The sequence below is a fragment of the Enterobacter sp. E20 genome (assembly GCF_000801755.2).
Taxonomy (GTDB): domain Bacteria; phylum Pseudomonadota; class Gammaproteobacteria; order Enterobacterales; family Enterobacteriaceae; genus Enterobacter; species Enterobacter asburiae_B.
In genome coordinates, this window is the sequence record NZ_CP012999.1 from 1,639,985 (window position 1) to 1,655,965 (window position 15,981).

17 protein-coding genes are annotated in these 15,981 nt (G+C 59.6%); 6 read left to right on the top strand and 11 right to left on the bottom strand.

All coding sequences use genetic code 11. The features are described 5' to 3' along the window. Positions 1-126: 126 nt before the first annotated feature. Positions 127-1,368, top strand: coding sequence for a bifunctional glucose-1-phosphatase/inositol phosphatase (gene agp / locus NI40_RS07610; RefSeq protein WP_039261681.1), 1,242 nt, complete (start codon positions 127-129; stop codon positions 1,366-1,368). A gap of 33 nt (positions 1,369-1,401) precedes the next feature. Here agp and NI40_RS07615 read toward each other — a convergent pair whose 3' ends face one another. Together NI40_RS07615 and wrbA are read right to left on the bottom strand one after the other, a co-directional pair. After that, entirely contained in the window at positions 1,402-1,629 is a 228-nt protein-coding gene (locus NI40_RS07615) for a YccJ family protein (protein WP_008499832.1), read from the bottom strand. A gap of 20 nt (positions 1,630-1,649) precedes the next feature. Beyond that, the gene (wrbA, locus tag NI40_RS07620) at positions 1,650-2,246 is read right to left on the bottom strand and encodes an NAD(P)H:quinone oxidoreductase (RefSeq protein ID WP_023311076.1); all 597 of its coding nucleotides are present in this window, start codon (positions 2,244-2,246) and stop codon (positions 1,650-1,652) included. Positions 2,247-2,636: 390 nt separating this feature from the next. Between wrbA and NI40_RS07625 the strand changes: the two genes are divergently transcribed. The 4 genes from NI40_RS07625 (at position 2,637) to NI40_RS07640 (ending at position 4,701) form a co-directional block, all read left to right on the top strand. Further along, a complete protein-coding gene (locus tag NI40_RS07625; RefSeq protein WP_023311077.1) occupies positions 2,637-2,807 on the top strand; it encodes a general stress protein in 171 nt (56 codons plus the stop codon). Positions 2,808-2,924: 117 nt separating this feature from the next. Continuing rightward, positions 2,925-3,842 carry a DMT family transporter gene (locus tag NI40_RS07630; RefSeq protein WP_039261683.1) on the top strand — a complete coding sequence of 306 codons (918 nt, stop codon included), beginning with the start codon at positions 2,925-2,927 and terminating at the stop codon, positions 3,840-3,842. A 61-nt stretch (positions 3,843-3,903) separates the two neighbouring features. Then, complete coding sequence (locus NI40_RS07635; RefSeq protein ID WP_008499829.1) at positions 3,904-4,173, top strand: type II toxin-antitoxin system TacA family antitoxin; 270 nt, start codon at positions 3,904-3,906, stop codon at positions 4,171-4,173. A gap of 27 nt (positions 4,174-4,200) precedes the next feature. Continuing rightward, positions 4,201-4,701 (top strand): GNAT family N-acetyltransferase, encoded by a 501-nt coding sequence (locus NI40_RS07640; RefSeq protein WP_176686754.1) that lies wholly within the window; start codon positions 4,201-4,203, stop codon positions 4,699-4,701. A 73-nt stretch (positions 4,702-4,774) separates the two neighbouring features. On the opposite strand, the gene rutG is transcribed toward NI40_RS07640, so the two are convergent. From rutG to rutA, 7 genes are read right to left on the bottom strand one after another with little or no spacing between them, the layout of a single operon-like run. Further along, positions 4,775-6,097 carry a pyrimidine utilization transport protein G gene (rutG, locus tag NI40_RS07645; RefSeq protein ID WP_039261687.1) on the bottom strand — a complete coding sequence of 441 codons (1,323 nt, stop codon included), beginning with the start codon at positions 6,095-6,097 and terminating at the stop codon, positions 4,775-4,777. Between the two features lie 21 nt (positions 6,098-6,118). Next, on the bottom strand, positions 6,119-6,613 hold the full coding sequence (rutF, locus tag NI40_RS07650; protein ID WP_039261688.1) for an NADH-dependent FMN reductase RutF: 495 nt from the start codon (positions 6,611-6,613) through the stop codon (positions 6,119-6,121). A gap of 9 nt (positions 6,614-6,622) precedes the next feature. After that, positions 6,623-7,213, bottom strand: coding sequence for a malonic semialdehyde reductase (locus NI40_RS07655; RefSeq protein ID WP_039261690.1), 591 nt, complete (start codon positions 7,211-7,213; stop codon positions 6,623-6,625). A gap of 9 nt (positions 7,214-7,222) precedes the next feature. Next, entirely contained in the window at positions 7,223-8,023 is an 801-nt protein-coding gene (gene rutD / locus NI40_RS07660) for a pyrimidine utilization protein D (RefSeq protein ID WP_032658084.1), read from the bottom strand. 7 nt (positions 8,024-8,030) lie between these two features. Further along, positions 8,031-8,417: a pyrimidine utilization protein C gene (gene rutC, locus NI40_RS07665; RefSeq protein ID WP_010429508.1), complete on the bottom strand. Its 387-nt coding sequence runs from the start codon at positions 8,415-8,417 to the stop codon at positions 8,031-8,033. Between the two features lie 11 nt (positions 8,418-8,428). Continuing rightward, positions 8,429-9,118 carry a pyrimidine utilization protein B gene (rutB, locus tag NI40_RS07670; RefSeq protein WP_033145167.1) on the bottom strand — a complete coding sequence of 230 codons (690 nt, stop codon included), beginning with the start codon at positions 9,116-9,118 and terminating at the stop codon, positions 8,429-8,431. Continuing rightward, positions 9,118-10,209: a pyrimidine utilization protein A gene (gene rutA / locus NI40_RS07675; protein ID WP_039261693.1), complete on the bottom strand. Its 1,092-nt coding sequence runs from the start codon at positions 10,207-10,209 to the stop codon at positions 9,118-9,120. Before rutA ends, rutB begins: the two co-directional genes overlap by 1 nt. A gap of 245 nt (positions 10,210-10,454) precedes the next feature. Here rutA and rutR point away from each other — a divergent pair, with 245 nt between their 5' ends. Further along, complete coding sequence (gene rutR, locus NI40_RS07680) at positions 10,455-11,093, top strand: HTH-type transcriptional regulator RutR (protein ID WP_023311087.1); 639 nt, start codon at positions 10,455-10,457, stop codon at positions 11,091-11,093. Between the two features lie 73 nt (positions 11,094-11,166). Here rutR and NI40_RS07685 read toward each other — a convergent pair whose 3' ends face one another. Together NI40_RS07685 and putA are read right to left on the bottom strand one after the other, a co-directional pair. Then, a complete protein-coding gene (locus NI40_RS07685; RefSeq protein ID WP_039261695.1) occupies positions 11,167-11,559 on the bottom strand; it encodes a lysozyme inhibitor LprI family protein in 393 nt (130 codons plus the stop codon). Between the two features lie 51 nt (positions 11,560-11,610). Then, positions 11,611-15,573 (bottom strand): trifunctional transcriptional regulator/proline dehydrogenase/L-glutamate gamma-semialdehyde dehydrogenase, encoded by a 3,963-nt coding sequence (gene putA / locus NI40_RS07690; RefSeq protein ID WP_039261696.1) that lies wholly within the window; start codon positions 15,571-15,573, stop codon positions 11,611-11,613. Positions 15,574-15,981 lie beyond the last annotated feature (408 nt).

A 15,981-nucleotide genomic window follows, 5' to 3' on the forward strand; every position in this document is an offset into this window, starting at 1 on the left:
TTATTATAAAACTTATTGGTGCACACCGTAAGCACGTTAATCATCAGTTTGAGAAATGCTTCCCGGAAAATTGTCACGAACCTGTCACACTGAACGCGACATTTTAAAACGAGTGAGGAATTAGGGATGAGAAAAGCACTACTCGCGCTGGCAGTCGCCGGTTCCATTTCAGCAACGTTTGGCGTGCAGGCGCAAGAGACGCCGGAAGGGTATCAGCTGGAGCAAGTTTTAATCATGAGCCGTCACAACCTGCGCGCGCCGCTCGCCAATAACGGCAGCGTGCTGGAGCAGTCCACGCCGAAGCAGTGGCCGGAGTGGGAGGTGCCGGGCGGTCAGCTCACTACCAAGGGCGGCGTGCTGGAAGTCTATATGGGCCATTACATGCGCGAGTGGCTGGCGCAGCAGGGGATGGTGAAGACGGGAGAATGTCCTGCGGCGGATAGCGTTTATGCTTACGCCAACAGCCTGCAGCGTACCGTTGCCACCGCGCAGTTCTTCATCACCGGCGCGTTCCCGGGCTGCGACGTTCCCGTGCACCATCAGGAAAAAATGGGCACCATGGATCCGACCTTCAATCCGGTGATAACCGATAACTCGCCGGAATTCCGTGAAAAAGCGCTCAAGGCGATGGAGACCGAGCGGCAGAAAATGCAGCTTACCGAAAGCTATAAGCTGCTGGAGCAGATGACGAACTACGCGGATTCCCCGTCCTGCAAAGAGAAAAAGGTCTGCTCGCTGGCTGACGCGAAAGATACCTTCAGCGCCGACTATGAAAAAGAGCCTGGCGTATCCGGGCCGCTGAAGGTGGGTAACTCGCTGGTGGACGCGTTCACGCTGCAGTATTACGAAGGCTTCCCGGCCGACCAGGTGGCCTGGGGCGAAATCAAAACCGACCAGCAGTGGCGCGTGCTGTCGAAGCTGAAGAACGGCTATCAGGACTCGCTGTTTACCTCCACCGAAGTGGCGCAAAACGTGGCGAAGCCGCTGGTGAAGTACATTGATAAAACGCTGGTCACCGAACAGGCAAAAGCGCCGAAAATCACCCTGCTGGTGGGGCACGACTCGAACATTGCTTCCCTGCTGACGGCCCTGGATTTCAAACCGTATCAGTTGCACGACCAGCAGGAGCGCACCCCGATTGGCGGCAAGATTGTTTTCCAGCGCTGGCATGACAAAAATGCCAACCAGGAGCTGATGAAAATTGAGTATGTCTACCAGAGCTCAGAGCAGCTGCGTAACGCCAGCGTGCTGTCGCTGCAGTCGCCCGCGCAGCGCGTGACGCTGGAGCTGAAAGGCTGCCCGGTGGATGCGAACGGCTTCTGTCCTGTCGATAAATTCAATGCGGTGATGAATAACGCGGCGAAGTAAAAGAGAACCCCCCGCTGCGGCGGGGGGAAACGCTTAGACGTTTTTACGTTCGATGGTTTGCTCGCCCCAGAAGAGCGAGTCTTTATCCGTTTTTTCGAAGGCGCGCACCAGCACCTCATCGTTACCTTCCTCCCAAATCTGCTCGGCCAGCTTTTCATCGTACTTCGCGACTTCAAAGATAGCTTCGGCAATCTCCGGAGAGGTGTTGCGTAAACTTGCCCATTCGCCCACGTGGTGAGCTTTGGATTCTTGAGTTGGCATGCTTGTCCTCCTGTTGGGTGTTAGCCGTTCAGTTTTTTGGCCAGACCCGCGACGTATTCACCCTGATAGCGGGCGATAGACAGTTCTTCATTGCTTGGCTGACGTGAGCCATCTCCACCGGCAATGGTGGTTGCGCCGTACGGCGTACCGCCACGCACCTGGGAAATGTCAAACAGCTCCTGGGCACCGTAGCCAATCGGCACAATCACCATCCCGTGATGAGCAAGGGTAGTCCAGGTTGAGGTAATCGTCTGCTCCTGACCGCCACCGGTGCCGGTAGAGCTGAATACGCTGGCGAGTTTGCCGTAAAGCGCCCCGGATGCCCAAAGTCCGCCGGTTTGATCGAGGAAGGTGCGCATCTGGCCCGACATATTGCCGAAGCGGGTCGGGGTGCCGAAGATGATGGCATCATAGTCCGCCAGCTCCTGCGGGGTGGCGACCGGGGCGTTTTGCGTTTTCCCCCCGGCTTTCAGGAAGGCTTCCGCCTGCATGGTTTCCGGTACGCGTTTCACCACAACCTCAACGCCATCAACCCTGTTCGCACCTTCTGCAACCGCGTGAGCCATGGTTTCAATGTGTCCATACATGGAATAATAGAGCACCAGAACTTTTGCCATTTTGCATCACTCCTCGTTGGTTTTTCTGACAGCGGATCGCTGCGTTCTTTTAAAGATATGCCATCACAGCCAGACTGCAAAAATGAACGGCATTTCTTTGATTTATAACAATATGGTTACAAAAAGGCTTTGTAGCAAAATGAAACAACTTTTTGGCAGCTGATTTTTGAAATGATAAGAAAGGCTTATGAATTGCCGCCGCGTCATCTCACCCGAAAGGCTGAGTTCATGTTGCAGAATATTACCTGCGGCTTGCCGGATAGCGGCATTCCACTAAGCTTAGTTTCACGCGGCACAGATAAAGGCACTGTCCTTGTGTTGCGAGGTGAAAGAATCCTCTTTTACTGAATGCAATATGATGTCTAATGTTTCACATTCTGGAGGTTAGAGATGGCAAACCATCGTGGTGGTTCAGGTAATTTCGCAGAAGACCGTGAAAGAGCATCAGAAGCAGGCCGTAAAGGTGGCCAGCATAGCGGGGGCAACTTCAAGAATGACCCGCAACGCGCATCTGAAGCTGGCAAGAAAGGGGGGAAAAACAGCCACGGCAGCAGTAAGTAACACGCCGGGTTGAACCCCTGCCGCCGGGATCTCCCGGCGGTTTTTTTATTTCTGCAACATTGAACTGTAACCAAAGGCAACGCACACTAGGGAATTGATCTTAACCGCGAGTGCCGCATGTCTGTCTCACGCTTCAAATTCTCCGTTAAACCGCAGGAAGCCATCCTGATTCTCATCACCATGTTCTGGGGCGGGACGTTTCTGGCCGTTCAGTACGCGGTGACCCTCAGCGATCCGTTCTTTTTTGTTGGCCTGCGCTTTGCGACGGCGGCGCTTGCCGTGGGGCTGATTTCGCTTAAAACGCTGCGGGGGCTGACGCTGAAAGAACTTAAGGCCGGCGTGGCGATTGGGGTGGCGATAGCGATGGGCTACAGCCTGCAGACGTGGGGATTGCAGACCATCTCCAGCAGCAAATCCGCGTTTATCACCGCCATGTATGTGCCGCTGGTGCCGCTGCTGCAGTGGCTGTGCCTGGGGCGGCTGCCGAGGCTGATGTCCTGTATAGGTATCGTGCTGGCGTTTATCGGCCTGATCTTACTGGCCGGGCCGGAAAACAACCTGCTGGCGCTGGGGCCGGGCGAAATCATCACCCTGATTGGGGCGATTGCCATTGCGGCGGAAATTATTCTGATTAGCGCCTGGGCGGGCAAGGTCGACGTCAAACGGGTAACGGTGGTGCAGCTCGCCACGGCGTCGCTGGTGGCGTTTGCGACGATGGTGCCGGCAGGGGAGTCCGTGCCGCCGATGTCCACCGGTCTGGTGGTGGTCGCACTGGGGCTGGGTATCTTCAGCGCCATTATTCAGGTCACCATGAACTGGGCGCAGCGCAGCGTATCGCCAACCCGCGCGACGGTGATTTATACCGGTGAACCGGTCTGGGCGGGGATTTTCGGACGCATTGCAGGTGAGCGTTTGCCGCTTCTGGCGCTGGTGGGAGCGGCATTTATTGTCGCCGGGGTGCTGGTGAGCGAGTTAAAGCTCAGAAAACGTCGGAGTGAGGTCAGGGATTTGACGGCAAAAGAAGGTTTAGATTGAAAAAATGGACAGGCTTATTTACGATGTGTACGGATAAATACCGTACACGGTGATGTAAACCATGCCAGCACTTAAAAAACAGCGTATCGATCTTCGCTTAACGGACGAAGACAAAACAATGATTGAAGAAGCGGCGGCGATGACGAACCAAACGATCACCCAGTTTATGGTGAACAGTGCGTCAGAGCGTGCTGCAGAGGTCATTGAGCAGCACCGTCGTCTCGTATTAAACGAAGCATCATGGAATGCGGTGATGGATGCCATCGACAATCCGCCTGAGCCAAATGAACGCCTGAAACGAGCAGCAAAACGGCTTCGAAACATGGAGTGAAGCGCCGTGGAGAATCTCACGATCGAAATGTTATCAGAGGGAACCGATTATGACTTCGAGGATTTTGATTGTGGCGAACCCTCGCTAAATGCCTTCCTTGCTGAACATCTGGTGCGTCAGCACAATGGGCGTATTTTACGAGCCTACCTGCTTAAAGAGCGCGATCGTCCGCGTGTCCTGGGTTATTACACGTTATCGGGAAGCTGTTTTGAAAGAGCGATGATTCCTTCTAAGACTCAGCAGCGCCGAATCCCTTATATCAACGTACCCAGCGTGACGCTGGGACGTCTGGCTGTAGATAAAACACTACAGGGAAACGAGTGGGGAACAACGCTCGTTGCGCATGCTATGCGCGTTGTCTACCTGGCTTCACAGGCTGTGGGGGTACACGGAATATTTGTTGATGCCCTTAACGAGCGGGCAAAACGATTTTATCTGAAGCAGGGCTTTATCCCGCTGACAGCTGAAAACAGCCATTCTTTGTTCTTCCCTACAAAATCTATCGAACGGCTGTTTGAGCAAGAGTGATTGCTTTATTACCTGTTGTTCTGAAGGAATGTACACGTCGGGTAAGGCCTGGCCGTCACCCGACATGGTGATTTCACGAATCCTGATGCACTACGGTGCCCTGCGGCGCGGCGGCCATCCGGCGGCTCAGCAGGGCGTTAAGCAAGATCGCACCGAAGGTCGCCGTGCCAATCCCGCCAATCGTAAACCCGCCCAGCGTCAGGGCAAAATCGCCTGCGCCCAGCACCAGCGTGACCGCCACCATAATCAGGTTGCCGTTCTGGCTGAGATCGACGCGATGCTGTACCCAGATGCGCGCGCCGGCCACGGCGATCAGCCCAAACACCACAATCGATGCCCCGCCGATAACCGGGGACGGAATGGTGTGGATCAGCGCGCCGAACTTCGGTGAGAAGCCGAGCAGCATCGCCATCACCGCCGCCGCCACGAAGACCAGCGTCGAGTAGACCTTGGTTACCGCCATCACGCCGATGTTTTCAGCATAGGTGGTGACGCCGCTGCCGCCTACGGAACCGGAGAGCATGGTCGCCAGACCGTCACCGACGAACGCGCGGCCCATGTACGGATCCATGCTGCGCCCGGTCATCCCCGCAACCGCCTTCAGGTGGCCTAAGTTCTCCGCCACCAGGATCACCGCCACCGGTGCGATAAGCATCATCGCCTGGGTGTTAAAGGTGGGCGAGGTCACCTTCGGCAGGCCGAACCAGGCGGCCTGATGCAGCAGCGTAAAATCAACCGGCTTGCCCAGACCGAAAACGTTGGCCAGCAGGGCGTAGACCAGACAGGCGACAATCAGCCCAACCAGAATCAGCAGCCGCTGGATCATGCCGCGCGTGAACACCGCCACCAGGCCGATGCACAGCACCGTGATCACCGCCATCCAGCTTTCAAACGGCGAGGCGGAGACGCTCCTGACCGCAATCGGCGCGAGGTTGAGGCCAATTGCCATCACCACGGCGCCCGTCACGACGGGGGGCATCATTCGCTCTATCCAGCGCGTGCCGATTTTCATCACCACCAGACCAATCAGGGTGTACACCAGGCCGCAGGCAATGATGCCGCCGAGGGCCACGCTCAGGTTGGGGTTGATCCCCTGGCCGTTAAACCCGGTGGTGGCGATGACCACTCCGACAAAGGCGGCGCTGGATCCGAGATAGCTGGGCACGCGCCCGCCGGTGACGAAAAAGAACAGCAGCGTGCCGATACCCGACATCAGAATAGACAGGTTGGGATCGAGTCCCATCAGCATCGGCATCAGCACCGTGGCGCCAAACATGGCGACCGCGTGCTGAACGCCCATCACCATCGTCTGCCCGAGCGGGAGACGTTCATCCGGCGCGACCACGCCTGCTTCTGTGGAGGTCGATTTCAACTGCCAGTGGGGAAATCCGAACATGGTCTGTCTCCTTAAGGCGGGTTAACAGGCGGGTCGCATAAGCGCGTGGTAGCCGCGGTCAAACCACACCAGCCCTTGCGGCGCGGGGTGGCGAATAATCGAAATAATGTCGCAAAACAGAATGTCGTGGGTGCCGACGCTCACCACCTGGCTGATGCGGCAGTCAAACGAGGCCAGCGCATCTTCCAGGCGCGGGCAGCCCGTGTCGCCCGTCTGCCAGCGGGCGGCGGCAAAGCGTTCCGCCATCGGCGTTTTCCCGCCAAACAGGTTAGATAAAGGCTCCTGTCCAGCGCTCAGGGTATTCACGCAAAGGGTGCGGTTTTCGCTAAAGATTGGCCAGACTGACGCGCCGCGGTTCAGGCACACCAGCAGGGTGGGCGGTGAATCCGTGACGCTGCACACCGCGCTGGCGGTGAAGCCTGCCATCCCCGCCGGGCCGTCGGTGGTGATGATGTTGACCGCCGCGCCAACGCAGGCCATGGCGTCGCGAAAGGTTTGTTTATCCGGTGTTGTCATCATCGCTCCTTACGCCAGCCCGCAGGCGTCGTCGAAGTCCAGGCGCGGCAGGCGCCCGTAAAGTTTGCGGGTATCGCCATAGCCTATGTTGATCAGCAGATTGCTTTTAAGCGTCGTGCCGGTGAAAAAGGCTTCGTCGACCTTCTGGCGGTCAAATCCCGACATCGGGCCGGTGTCCAGCCCCAGGGCGCGACAGGCGAAAATCAGGTAGGCGGCCTGCATTGAGCTGTTGCGAAAGGCGGTCTCTTCCGCATGCGCGCGGCTGGTGGTGAACCAGCTCTTTGCATCGCCGTGCGGGAACAGCTCGGGCAGGCGCTCGTAGAATTCACCGTCCCAGGCGACAATCGCCGTGACCGGGGCGGTGAGCGTTTTCTCGAGGTTGCCGCTGGAGAGCGCAGGACGCAGCTTCTCTTTTCCCTCCGCGCTTCGCACAAACACAATTCGCGCCGGGGAGCAGTTGGCGGACGTGGGCCCCCATTTCATCAGGTTGTAGATTTCGCGCAGCGTTTCGTCGCTGACGGGCATATCCTGCCAGCCGTTATGGGTGCGGGCGCCGGTGAACAGCGTTTCCAGCGCGGCGGGGGTAATGGCTTCGCTCATTAAAGCTCCTTATAAAGCGGGTTCCGGGCTGTGCAGCAGGCTGGCAAGCCCGTTCAGCAGCAGGGTGTTGAAGGTATCCGGCTCGGTGACGTTGCAGGCATGTCCGCCCTGGCGCATCACCGCGCTGCGGCTGTGCGGGATCGCCGCCTGCAGCTCGGACGAGCAGACGGAGGGCACCAGCATGTCGTCGGCAGAACAGATAATCTGTACCGGGCAACGAATGCGCTCCGCATGGCGGCTGAAGTCGGCCTTTTTCAGGGCGCTGAGCCTGTGCAGCAGGTTGGTTTTGCCCTGGAAATGGGCCAGCGCCAGCGCTTCTTCGGCCTCCAGACGAGGGGCGCGGGCGGCCATCCAGTCCGCAGGGTAGAGAAACAGCGGCTGCGCCTCGACCCACGCCTGCGCGCCGCCGTAATGCAGCAGGCGCTCGCGGATCTGAAAGCAGCGGCGGGTGTGGGCGTTGAGGGTCAGCCAGCCGTTAACGCACACCAGCGCGGTGAGGGCGTCGGGCCTGTCGAGGGCCAGCTGCAGGCAGACCAGCGCCCCCAGCGCGTGACCCACGACGCTGTAGCGGGCAATCCCGGCTTCAGCCAGCGCCTGGGCCAGCTCGTCCGCCATCTGCGCAAGGCTGTACCCTTCCGGCAGGGTGGCGGGGTTATTGCCCGTTCCCCGCTGGTCATAGCACACCACCTGATACTCCGGCTCCAGCGCGGCCAGCTGGGGCAGCCAGTAGCTGCCGCTGCCGCCGAGACCGGAAATAAAGACCACCACCGGCGCGCCCTCGTACGGGGGCGGCGAGACGGAAAGTTTCATACCTGCCTCACTTCGCGATGTGCGCAACGGTGGCGATCTCAACCAGCGCCTCTGGCTTCACCAGCCCGCACTGAATGCAGAACCGCGCCGGTTTATCGCCGGGGAAGAACTCGGCGTAAATCTCGTTAATCGCGGCGTAGTTTTTCCAGTCGGTGATAAAGATGCTGTTGAAGGTCACATCCTCCATCGTGCCACCCGCCGTTTCGATCACGGTTTTGATCGTCTCCAGCACGTGGCGGGTTTGCGCCTTTGGGTCGTTGATAAACACCACGTTGTTGTCTTTATCAAACGGCAGCGTGCCGGAAACATACACCACGCCGTCGGCGAGTGTGCCGGGAACAAACGGGGCAATGGGCGTGCTGGTACCCGGCGGGATGATTACGGATTTCGGCATCAGGCGTCTCCTCAGGCGATACGGGCAAGCGGGGGAGTCAGGGCGTCGCAGAAATCATTGACGTTACTGACCCAGCCAAAAAAGGTTTCGATGTTGAACAGGGCCGCTTTCTGGGCGAATTCCGGCCCGGCCTGGTGGGTCGCGTCTTCCAGCACCACGCCAAAATACTCGAGGAAAAAGCCGTCGCGCAGGGTCGACTCCACGCAGACGTTAGTGGCGATCCCGGTGAACACCAGATGACGAATGCCCCGGCTGCGCAGCAGGCTGTCGAGCGGGGTGTTGAAAAAGCCGCTGTAGCGCGGTTTGGGCAGAACAATATCGCCCGCCTGCGGTACCAGCTCATCCACCAGCTGATAGTCCCAGCCGCCTTTCGCCAGCAGCTTGCCCTGCAGTTCGGGCCGTTTACGCATGGTTTTCAGGGCGTTCGACTTGTGGAAGTTGGGCGAGCCGGGGCCGCCTGCCTCGACGTACTGGTCATCCCAGCCGTTCTGGAACCAGATGATGAGCATGCCCGCGGCGCGCGCGGCGGCGACGGCGGTTTTAATGTTCTCGATCACCGGCCGGGTGGCGGAGACGTCGAACCCCGCCAGATCCAGATAACCGCCCTGGCTGGCGTAGGCGTTTTGCATGTCCACCACGATCAGCGCGCTCTGCTGCGGCGCGAAGGTGATGGCTTCCGGGCGTGCGTTAAGGGTCGTCATTACGCCACCTCCTTCGTGACGGCAGGGATGTGGGCGCGGCACTGCATCAGCGGCTGGATGCGCTCGCCGAAGGTCTCCACGCCGGTGAGGAAATCGTCGAAGGTCAGCAGAACGCCTTCCGCACCGGGCACGGCCGCCACTTCGTCCAGCATTCTGGCGACGCTGGCATAAGAGCCGACCAGGGTGCCCATGTTGATATTGACGGCGGAGGTCGGGTCGGCCATCTGGCGAACGTTGGTATCTGCCCCGGAGCGGGTATCTTTCTGGCTCTGCTCGGTGAGCCAGCTCAGGGCCTCCTCGTCGGCGCCATCCTTATAGCGCTCCCACTTGGCGCGCGCGGCGTCGTCGGTTTCGTCGGCAATGACCATAAACAGCACGTAGGAGCCCACGTCGCGCCCGGTTTTGTCGGCGGCCTCTTTCATCCGCGCGGCGGTCGGGACGAAGGCGGCAGGCGTGTTCACGCCTTTACCGAAGCAGAAGTTGAAGTCGGCGTATTTCGCGGAAAACTCCATCCCCGCGTCGCTCTGCCCGGCGCAAATCACCTTCATCGGCACCGACGGCTGCGGGCTGACGCGGCAGTCGTTCATGGTGAAGAAATCGCCCTTGAAATCGCTTTTGCCGGTCCCCCACAGGTCGCGCAGCACCTGCACGTATTCGGTCAGGTAGTCGTAGCGACGCGAGAAGTACTCGTCACCCGGCCAGAGCCCCATCTGCTCGTACTCCGGTTTTTGCCAGCCGGTGACCAGGTTGACGCCAAAACGCCCGCCGGAGATGGAGTCGATGGTGGAGGCCATGCGCGCGACGATCGCCGGGGGCAGGGTGAGCGTGGCGGCGGTGGCGTAGATTTGGATCCGCGAGGTGACCGCGGCCAGCCCGGCCATCAGGGTAAAGGACTCCAGGTTGTGATCCCAGAATTCAGTTTTGCCGCCAAAGCCGCGCAGCTTGATCATCGAAAGCGCAAAGTCGAAATGGTAGTGCTCTGCTTTCTGCACGATGGCTTTATTGAGCTCAAAGGTCGGCATGTATTGCGGTGCAGTGGTCGAGATAAGCCAGCCGTTGTTGCCGATGGGTACAAATACGCCAATTTTCATCACGAACCTCTCTTCATTACGTCGCAGGTGTATCGGTGTTTTTGCAAAGGCGGTGCCAGTTTTGAAAATGGCTGTGTTATTAATGTGTTAATCAGAAGTTGGTGGATTGATGCGGCTAAATGTGGACTAACTGGTCAAAAACATTGCACAGAAAACAGGCATTCATGCGCGATCGGAGTGCAGGATGTCGTGGCGAGTCGGGGGTTTTGCTATGCTGAGGGCAACGCAGAATAAGGAGAGCGGGAATGACACAAGGCGCAGTGAAAACACCAGGTAAACGTTCGCAGGCGGTGAGCGCCAAGAAGCAGGCGATCCTCAGCGCGGCGCTGGAGACTTTTTCGCAGTTTGGTATTCACGGCACGCGCCTGGAGCAGGTGGCGGAGCAGTCCGGCGTATCCAAAACCAATCTGCTTTACTATTACCCGTCGAAAGAGGCGCTCTATGTGGCGGTGATGCAGCAGATCCTCGATATCTGGCTGGCGCCCCTCAAAGCGTTCCGCGCGGAGCTGGCCCCGCTGGTGGCGATCAAAGAGTACATTCGCCTGAAGCTGGAGGTGTCGCGCGATTACCCGCAGGCGTCGCGACTGTTTTGTCTTGAGATGCTGCAGGGCGCGCCGCTGCTGCAGGCGGAATTAACCGGAGATTTAAAGCAGCTGGTGGATGATAAGTCGGCCATTATTGCCGGATGGGTCGCCAGCGGAAAACTGGCCCCGGTCGACCCGCATCATCTGATCTTTATGATTTGGGCCTCCACCCAGCATTACGCTGACTTTGCGGCCCAGGTTGAGGCGGTGACCGGTAAAACGCTCCAGGACGAGGCGTTTTTCCACAGCACCCTGGAAAACGTGCAGCGGATGATTATCGAAGGGATCCGCCTGCGCTAGTTTCCCCTCACCCCAGCCCTCTCCCTCAAGGGAGAGGGGGCCGTCCGCGCAGGTATTATTTTGTGGGGATCCCTCAGCCCGGCGGGAGAGGGCAGCTTAAGTCGCCCTCTTCACACTGCATCAGCGAGGCCAGAAACGCTTCGCGCTCCACGGTTTTTTCCGCCAGGCACTGGTTAACAATCATTGGCTGGACGCTCCCGCCTTCCGTCCCCGAACCGATAAACGCGCAGTCCGCATCGCGCAGGGTAATCCACGCCTGCTGCGCTTTTTTCAGCAGGTCGCGCTGAGGAGCTGCCGCGCGTTTGATGGCGGCCTGATACGTCTGGTTGAGTTTTTTATCGGCAGCCTGGTACTGCTGCGCGCTACAGGTATTCAGTTCAAGCTGGGTGGTCGCGTTGTCGCACTCGTCGGCCAGCGCGCTGGCGCTCATTAGCAGTGCCGCACTGGCGATAAGAAATCGTTTCATATACTCCCCAAAAAAATAAGGCTCCGTCTCCGGAGCCTTATTAACACAGCGTTAGCCTATTGTCATCAGACTGGCGTTACCGCCTGCCGCCGCGGTGTTGACGCTGAGCGAGCGCTCCACGTACAGACGCTCCAGCAGCAGGTTGGTTTCTCCGCGCGCAAAGCCCTGCACGGAAACGATGGCGCCGCTGCGGGCCGCAACCTGCTCGCACAGTTCGCGCAGCTGATCGGAATCACCGTGGTAGATCACCGCATCAAACGGCTGGGTCAGCAGGCTATCGGCTTTCGCGAAGCGAATGCGGGCCGAGACCGCTTTCGGCAGCTGTTTGGCGAGATCGCGATGCAGGGCATCTTCCGGCCACAGCACTTCACAGCCGGTTGCCATCGCGGCGGCCAGCTGCACCAGCGCGTCCTGCTCGTTATCGGCCACGCACAGCACGCGCTCGCGCGGCATCAGCGTCCAGGTGTTGCGCTCGCCGGTTGGCCCCGGCAGCAGACGCTGCGTGCCCGCCTGCGCCAGCTCGCCGTACTGCTTCGCGACGGCACGCAGTTCAGGACGTTTTTCTGCCCATGTAATGAGCGCCTCCAGCGGCTGGGTCAGCACGGTTTTCAGCTGCGCATCCACCGGATAGTCCGCATCCTGGCGTGCCAGGGTGACGCCCAGGGCGTTCTCCGGACGGTTCGCCAGCAGACGGTACAGGTAGAGCGGACCGCCCGCTTTCGGACCGGTGCCGGAAAGGCCTTCGCCGCCGAACGGCTGCACGCCCACGACCGCGCCAACCATGTTGCGGTTAACGTACAGGTTGCCCACTTTGGCGCTGCCGGTCACCTGCGCGATAGTCTCGTCGATACGGGTATGCACGCCGAGCGTCAGGCCATAGCCGGAGGCGTTGATCTGCTCAACCAGCTCGTTCAGGTTGTTACGGTTGTAGCGCACCACGTGCAGCACCGGGCCGAAGACCTCTTTTTTCAGCTCGTCGAAGCTTGCCAGCTCAATCAGCGTTGGCGGCACAAAGGTGCCGGTCCGCCATTCGCGCGCATCTTCGCTGTTCTCGCGCACCGCCTGGAACACCGGGCGGCCTTTCGCGCGCATGGTCTGAATGTGGTTTTCGATGTTGGCTTTGGCTTCCGCGTCGATCACCGGCCCGATATCGGTGGTGAGACGGCCCGGGTTGCCCATGCGGCATTCGGCCATCGCGCCGCGCAGCATCTTCAGCGTGTGGTCCGCCACGTCGTCCTGCAGGCACAGCACGCGCAGGGCGGAGCAGCGCTGACCGGCGCTGTCGAACGCGGAGGCCAGCACGTCGACCACCACCTGCTCGGTAAGGGCAGAGGAGTCAACGATCATGGCGTTCATCCCGCCGGTTTCCGCGATGAGCGGAGTAGGGCGGCCCTGCGCATCCAGACGGGTGGCAATATTGCGCTGCAGCAGAGACGCCACTTCGGTCGAACCGGTGAACATCACGCCGCGCACGCGGTTATCGGAGGTCAGTTTGGCACCGACCGTTTCACCGCGGCCCGGCAGCAGCTGTACCACGCCCGCCGGCACGCCGGCTTCGAGAAGAATGTTGATGCCCTGCGCGGCAATCAGCGGGGTCTGCTCTGCCGGTTTTGCCAGCACGCTGTTGCCTGCGGCCAGCGCGGCGGCAATCTGGCCGGTGAAGATCGCCAGCGGGAAGTTCCACGGGCTGATACAGACGACTGGACCCAGCGGACGGTGGGTTTCGTTATCGAAATCATCGCGCACCTGACCGGCGTAGTAGTGCAGGAAGTCGACGGCCTCACGAACTTCGGCAATCGCGTTGCTGAAGGTTTTACCCGCCTCGCGCACCAGAATGCCGATGAGCGACTGCATCTGATCTTCCATCAGCACCGCCGCGCGCTCCAGAATCGCGGCGCGCTCCTGCGGCGGCGTGGCAAACCAGATAGGGGCGTTGTTCACCGCGCTGTCCAGCGCCTGATCCACTTCCGCTTCGGTCGCTTCTCGCGCGTAGCCGACGATATCCTTCGGCTCGGCCGGGTTGATCACCGGCTGCATTTCGCCGTCTGCAACGGGCTGCTCCAGCATCGGTTTGGCCTGCCACTTCTGCAGCGCGCTGTTGAGCAGGGCAGAGGAGAGGGACGCCAGACGGTGTTCGTTGGCGAGATCCAGACCCGCCGAGTTGACGCGGCCTTTGCCGTACAGCTCGCGCGGCAGGGCAATCTTCGGATGCGGCAGGCCAACCTGGCCTTCCTGTGCCGCCATCTTCTCAACGGCCTGCACCGGATCGGCCACCAGCTCGTCCAGCGGCAGCGTGGTGTCGGCGATGCGGTTGACGAAGGAGGTGTTCGCGCCGTTTTCCAGCAGACGACGCACCAGGTACGCCAGCAGGGTTTCGTGCGTTCCCACCGGAGCATAGATACGGCACGGGCGGTTCAGCTTGCCGTCCGCCACTTTACCGGTGACCTGCTCGTACAGCGGTTCACCCATGCCGTGCAGGCACTGGAACTCGTACTGTCCCGGATAGTAGTTTTGCCCGGCCAGGCTGTAGATTGCCGCCAGGGTATGGGCGTTGTGGGTAGCGAACTGCGGATAGATCAGGTTCGGCACGCCGAGCAGCTTTTTCGCACAGGCGAGGTAAGAGACGTCGGTGTATACCTTGCGGGTATAAACCGGATAGCCTTCCAGCCCTTCCATCTGGGCGCGTTTGATTTCGCTGTCCCAGTAGGCGCCTTTCACCAGACGGATCATCAGGCGACGGCGGCTGCGGCTTGCCAGGTCAATCAGGTAATCAATGACGAACGGGCAGCGCTTCTGGTAGGCCTGGATAACGAAGCCAATGCCGTTCCAGCCTGCCAGCTCCGGCTCGAAGCACAGTTTTTCCAGCAGATCGAGGGAGATCTCCAGACGGTCGGCCTCTTCGGCGTCGATGTTAATGCCGATGTCATACTGGCGCGCCAGCAGGGTCAGGGACTTCAGGCGCGGGTAGAGTTCTTCCATCACCCGGTCGTACTGCGCGCGGCTGTAGCGCGGGTGCAGGGCGGAGAGCTTAATGGAGATGCCCGGGCCTTCATAAATGCCGCGACCGTTGGACGCTTTACCAATGGCGTGGATCGCCTGCTGGTAAGAGACCATGTAGGCCTGCGCGTCGGCGGCGGTCAGGGCCGCTTCGCCCAGCATGTCGTACGAGTAGCGGAAACCTTTATCTTCCAGCTTGCGGGCGTTCGCCAGCGCTTCGGCAATGGTTTCCCCGGTCACAAACTGCTCGCCCATCAGGCGCATCGCCATGTCCACGCCTTTGCGGATCAGCGGCTCGCCGCTCTTGCCGATGATGCGGTTCAGGGAGCGGGAGAGGTTGGCTTCGTTATGAGTGGAGACCAGTTTGCCGGTAAACAGCAGGCCCCAGGTGGCGGCGTTAACGAACAGCGACGGGCTGCGGCCAATGTGGGAATGCCAGTTGCCGTTGCTGATCTTGTCGCGGATCAGCGCGTCGCGGGTGGCTTTATCCGGAATACGCAGCAGCGCTTCCGCGAGGCACATCAGCGCCACGCCTTCCTGAGAGGAGAGGGAAAACTCCTGCAGCAGACCCTGAACCATCCCGGCGCGGCCGGTGGCGGTTTTCTGGTTGCGCAGCTTGTCGGCTAACTGATACGCCAGGCTGTGCGCCTGCGCGGCAATGGCTTCCGGCAGGCGGGCCTGCTCCAGCAGCATCGGCACGGCGTCGGTTTCGGCACGGCGGTAGGCGCCGGTAATGGCGGCACGGCTGACGGACTGCGGCAGGATCTGCTCGGCGAATTCAAGGAACGGCTGATGGTTCTCGTCGCCAGCGGCCGGGGCTTCTTCACTTTCGTTCGCCGCGCCGGCCAGCAGGGCAGGCAGCTCCGGCAGGCCCTCATCGCTCTCGAGTCTTTCGAGATAGTTAAAAATCGCCTGCTTAATTAACCAGTGCGGCGTGCGGTCAATGCGGGTTGCTGCGGTCTTAATCCGTTCGCGGGTTGCGTCATCCAGCTTAACCCCCATGGTGGTCATACCCATGCCAAAGCTCCTGTTGTTCTGTAATAGCGTTCTGTTGATAGCGTGAAATATCCACCATGTTGCAACTTTGTGCAACCGTGTTAAATGTGACCTGGTTTGCAACCCGGAAAATGAATGGATTGTTAACGAATGGTTAGCTGGTAAAACGCGCTGGCTTTTGTGCGGGAAGCCTGGTTTTATGCGGTAGTTAACACTTTTCAAAGGTGCAACCCGTAAAAGCGTGAGCGAGTGCAACCTATAGGAAACTCGTATCAAACCGGGGATGAAATTGATGTAAATGCAGTGTTAAATCGTTTGTCAGCGGAAGGCGCATACGGCAGGATAGCGCGCCCAACCGAAACACAAGATACATTCACCTCGTTCCGGTGATCATATAACAAGGCAGCCCGGATGGTTGTCGCTCGACAT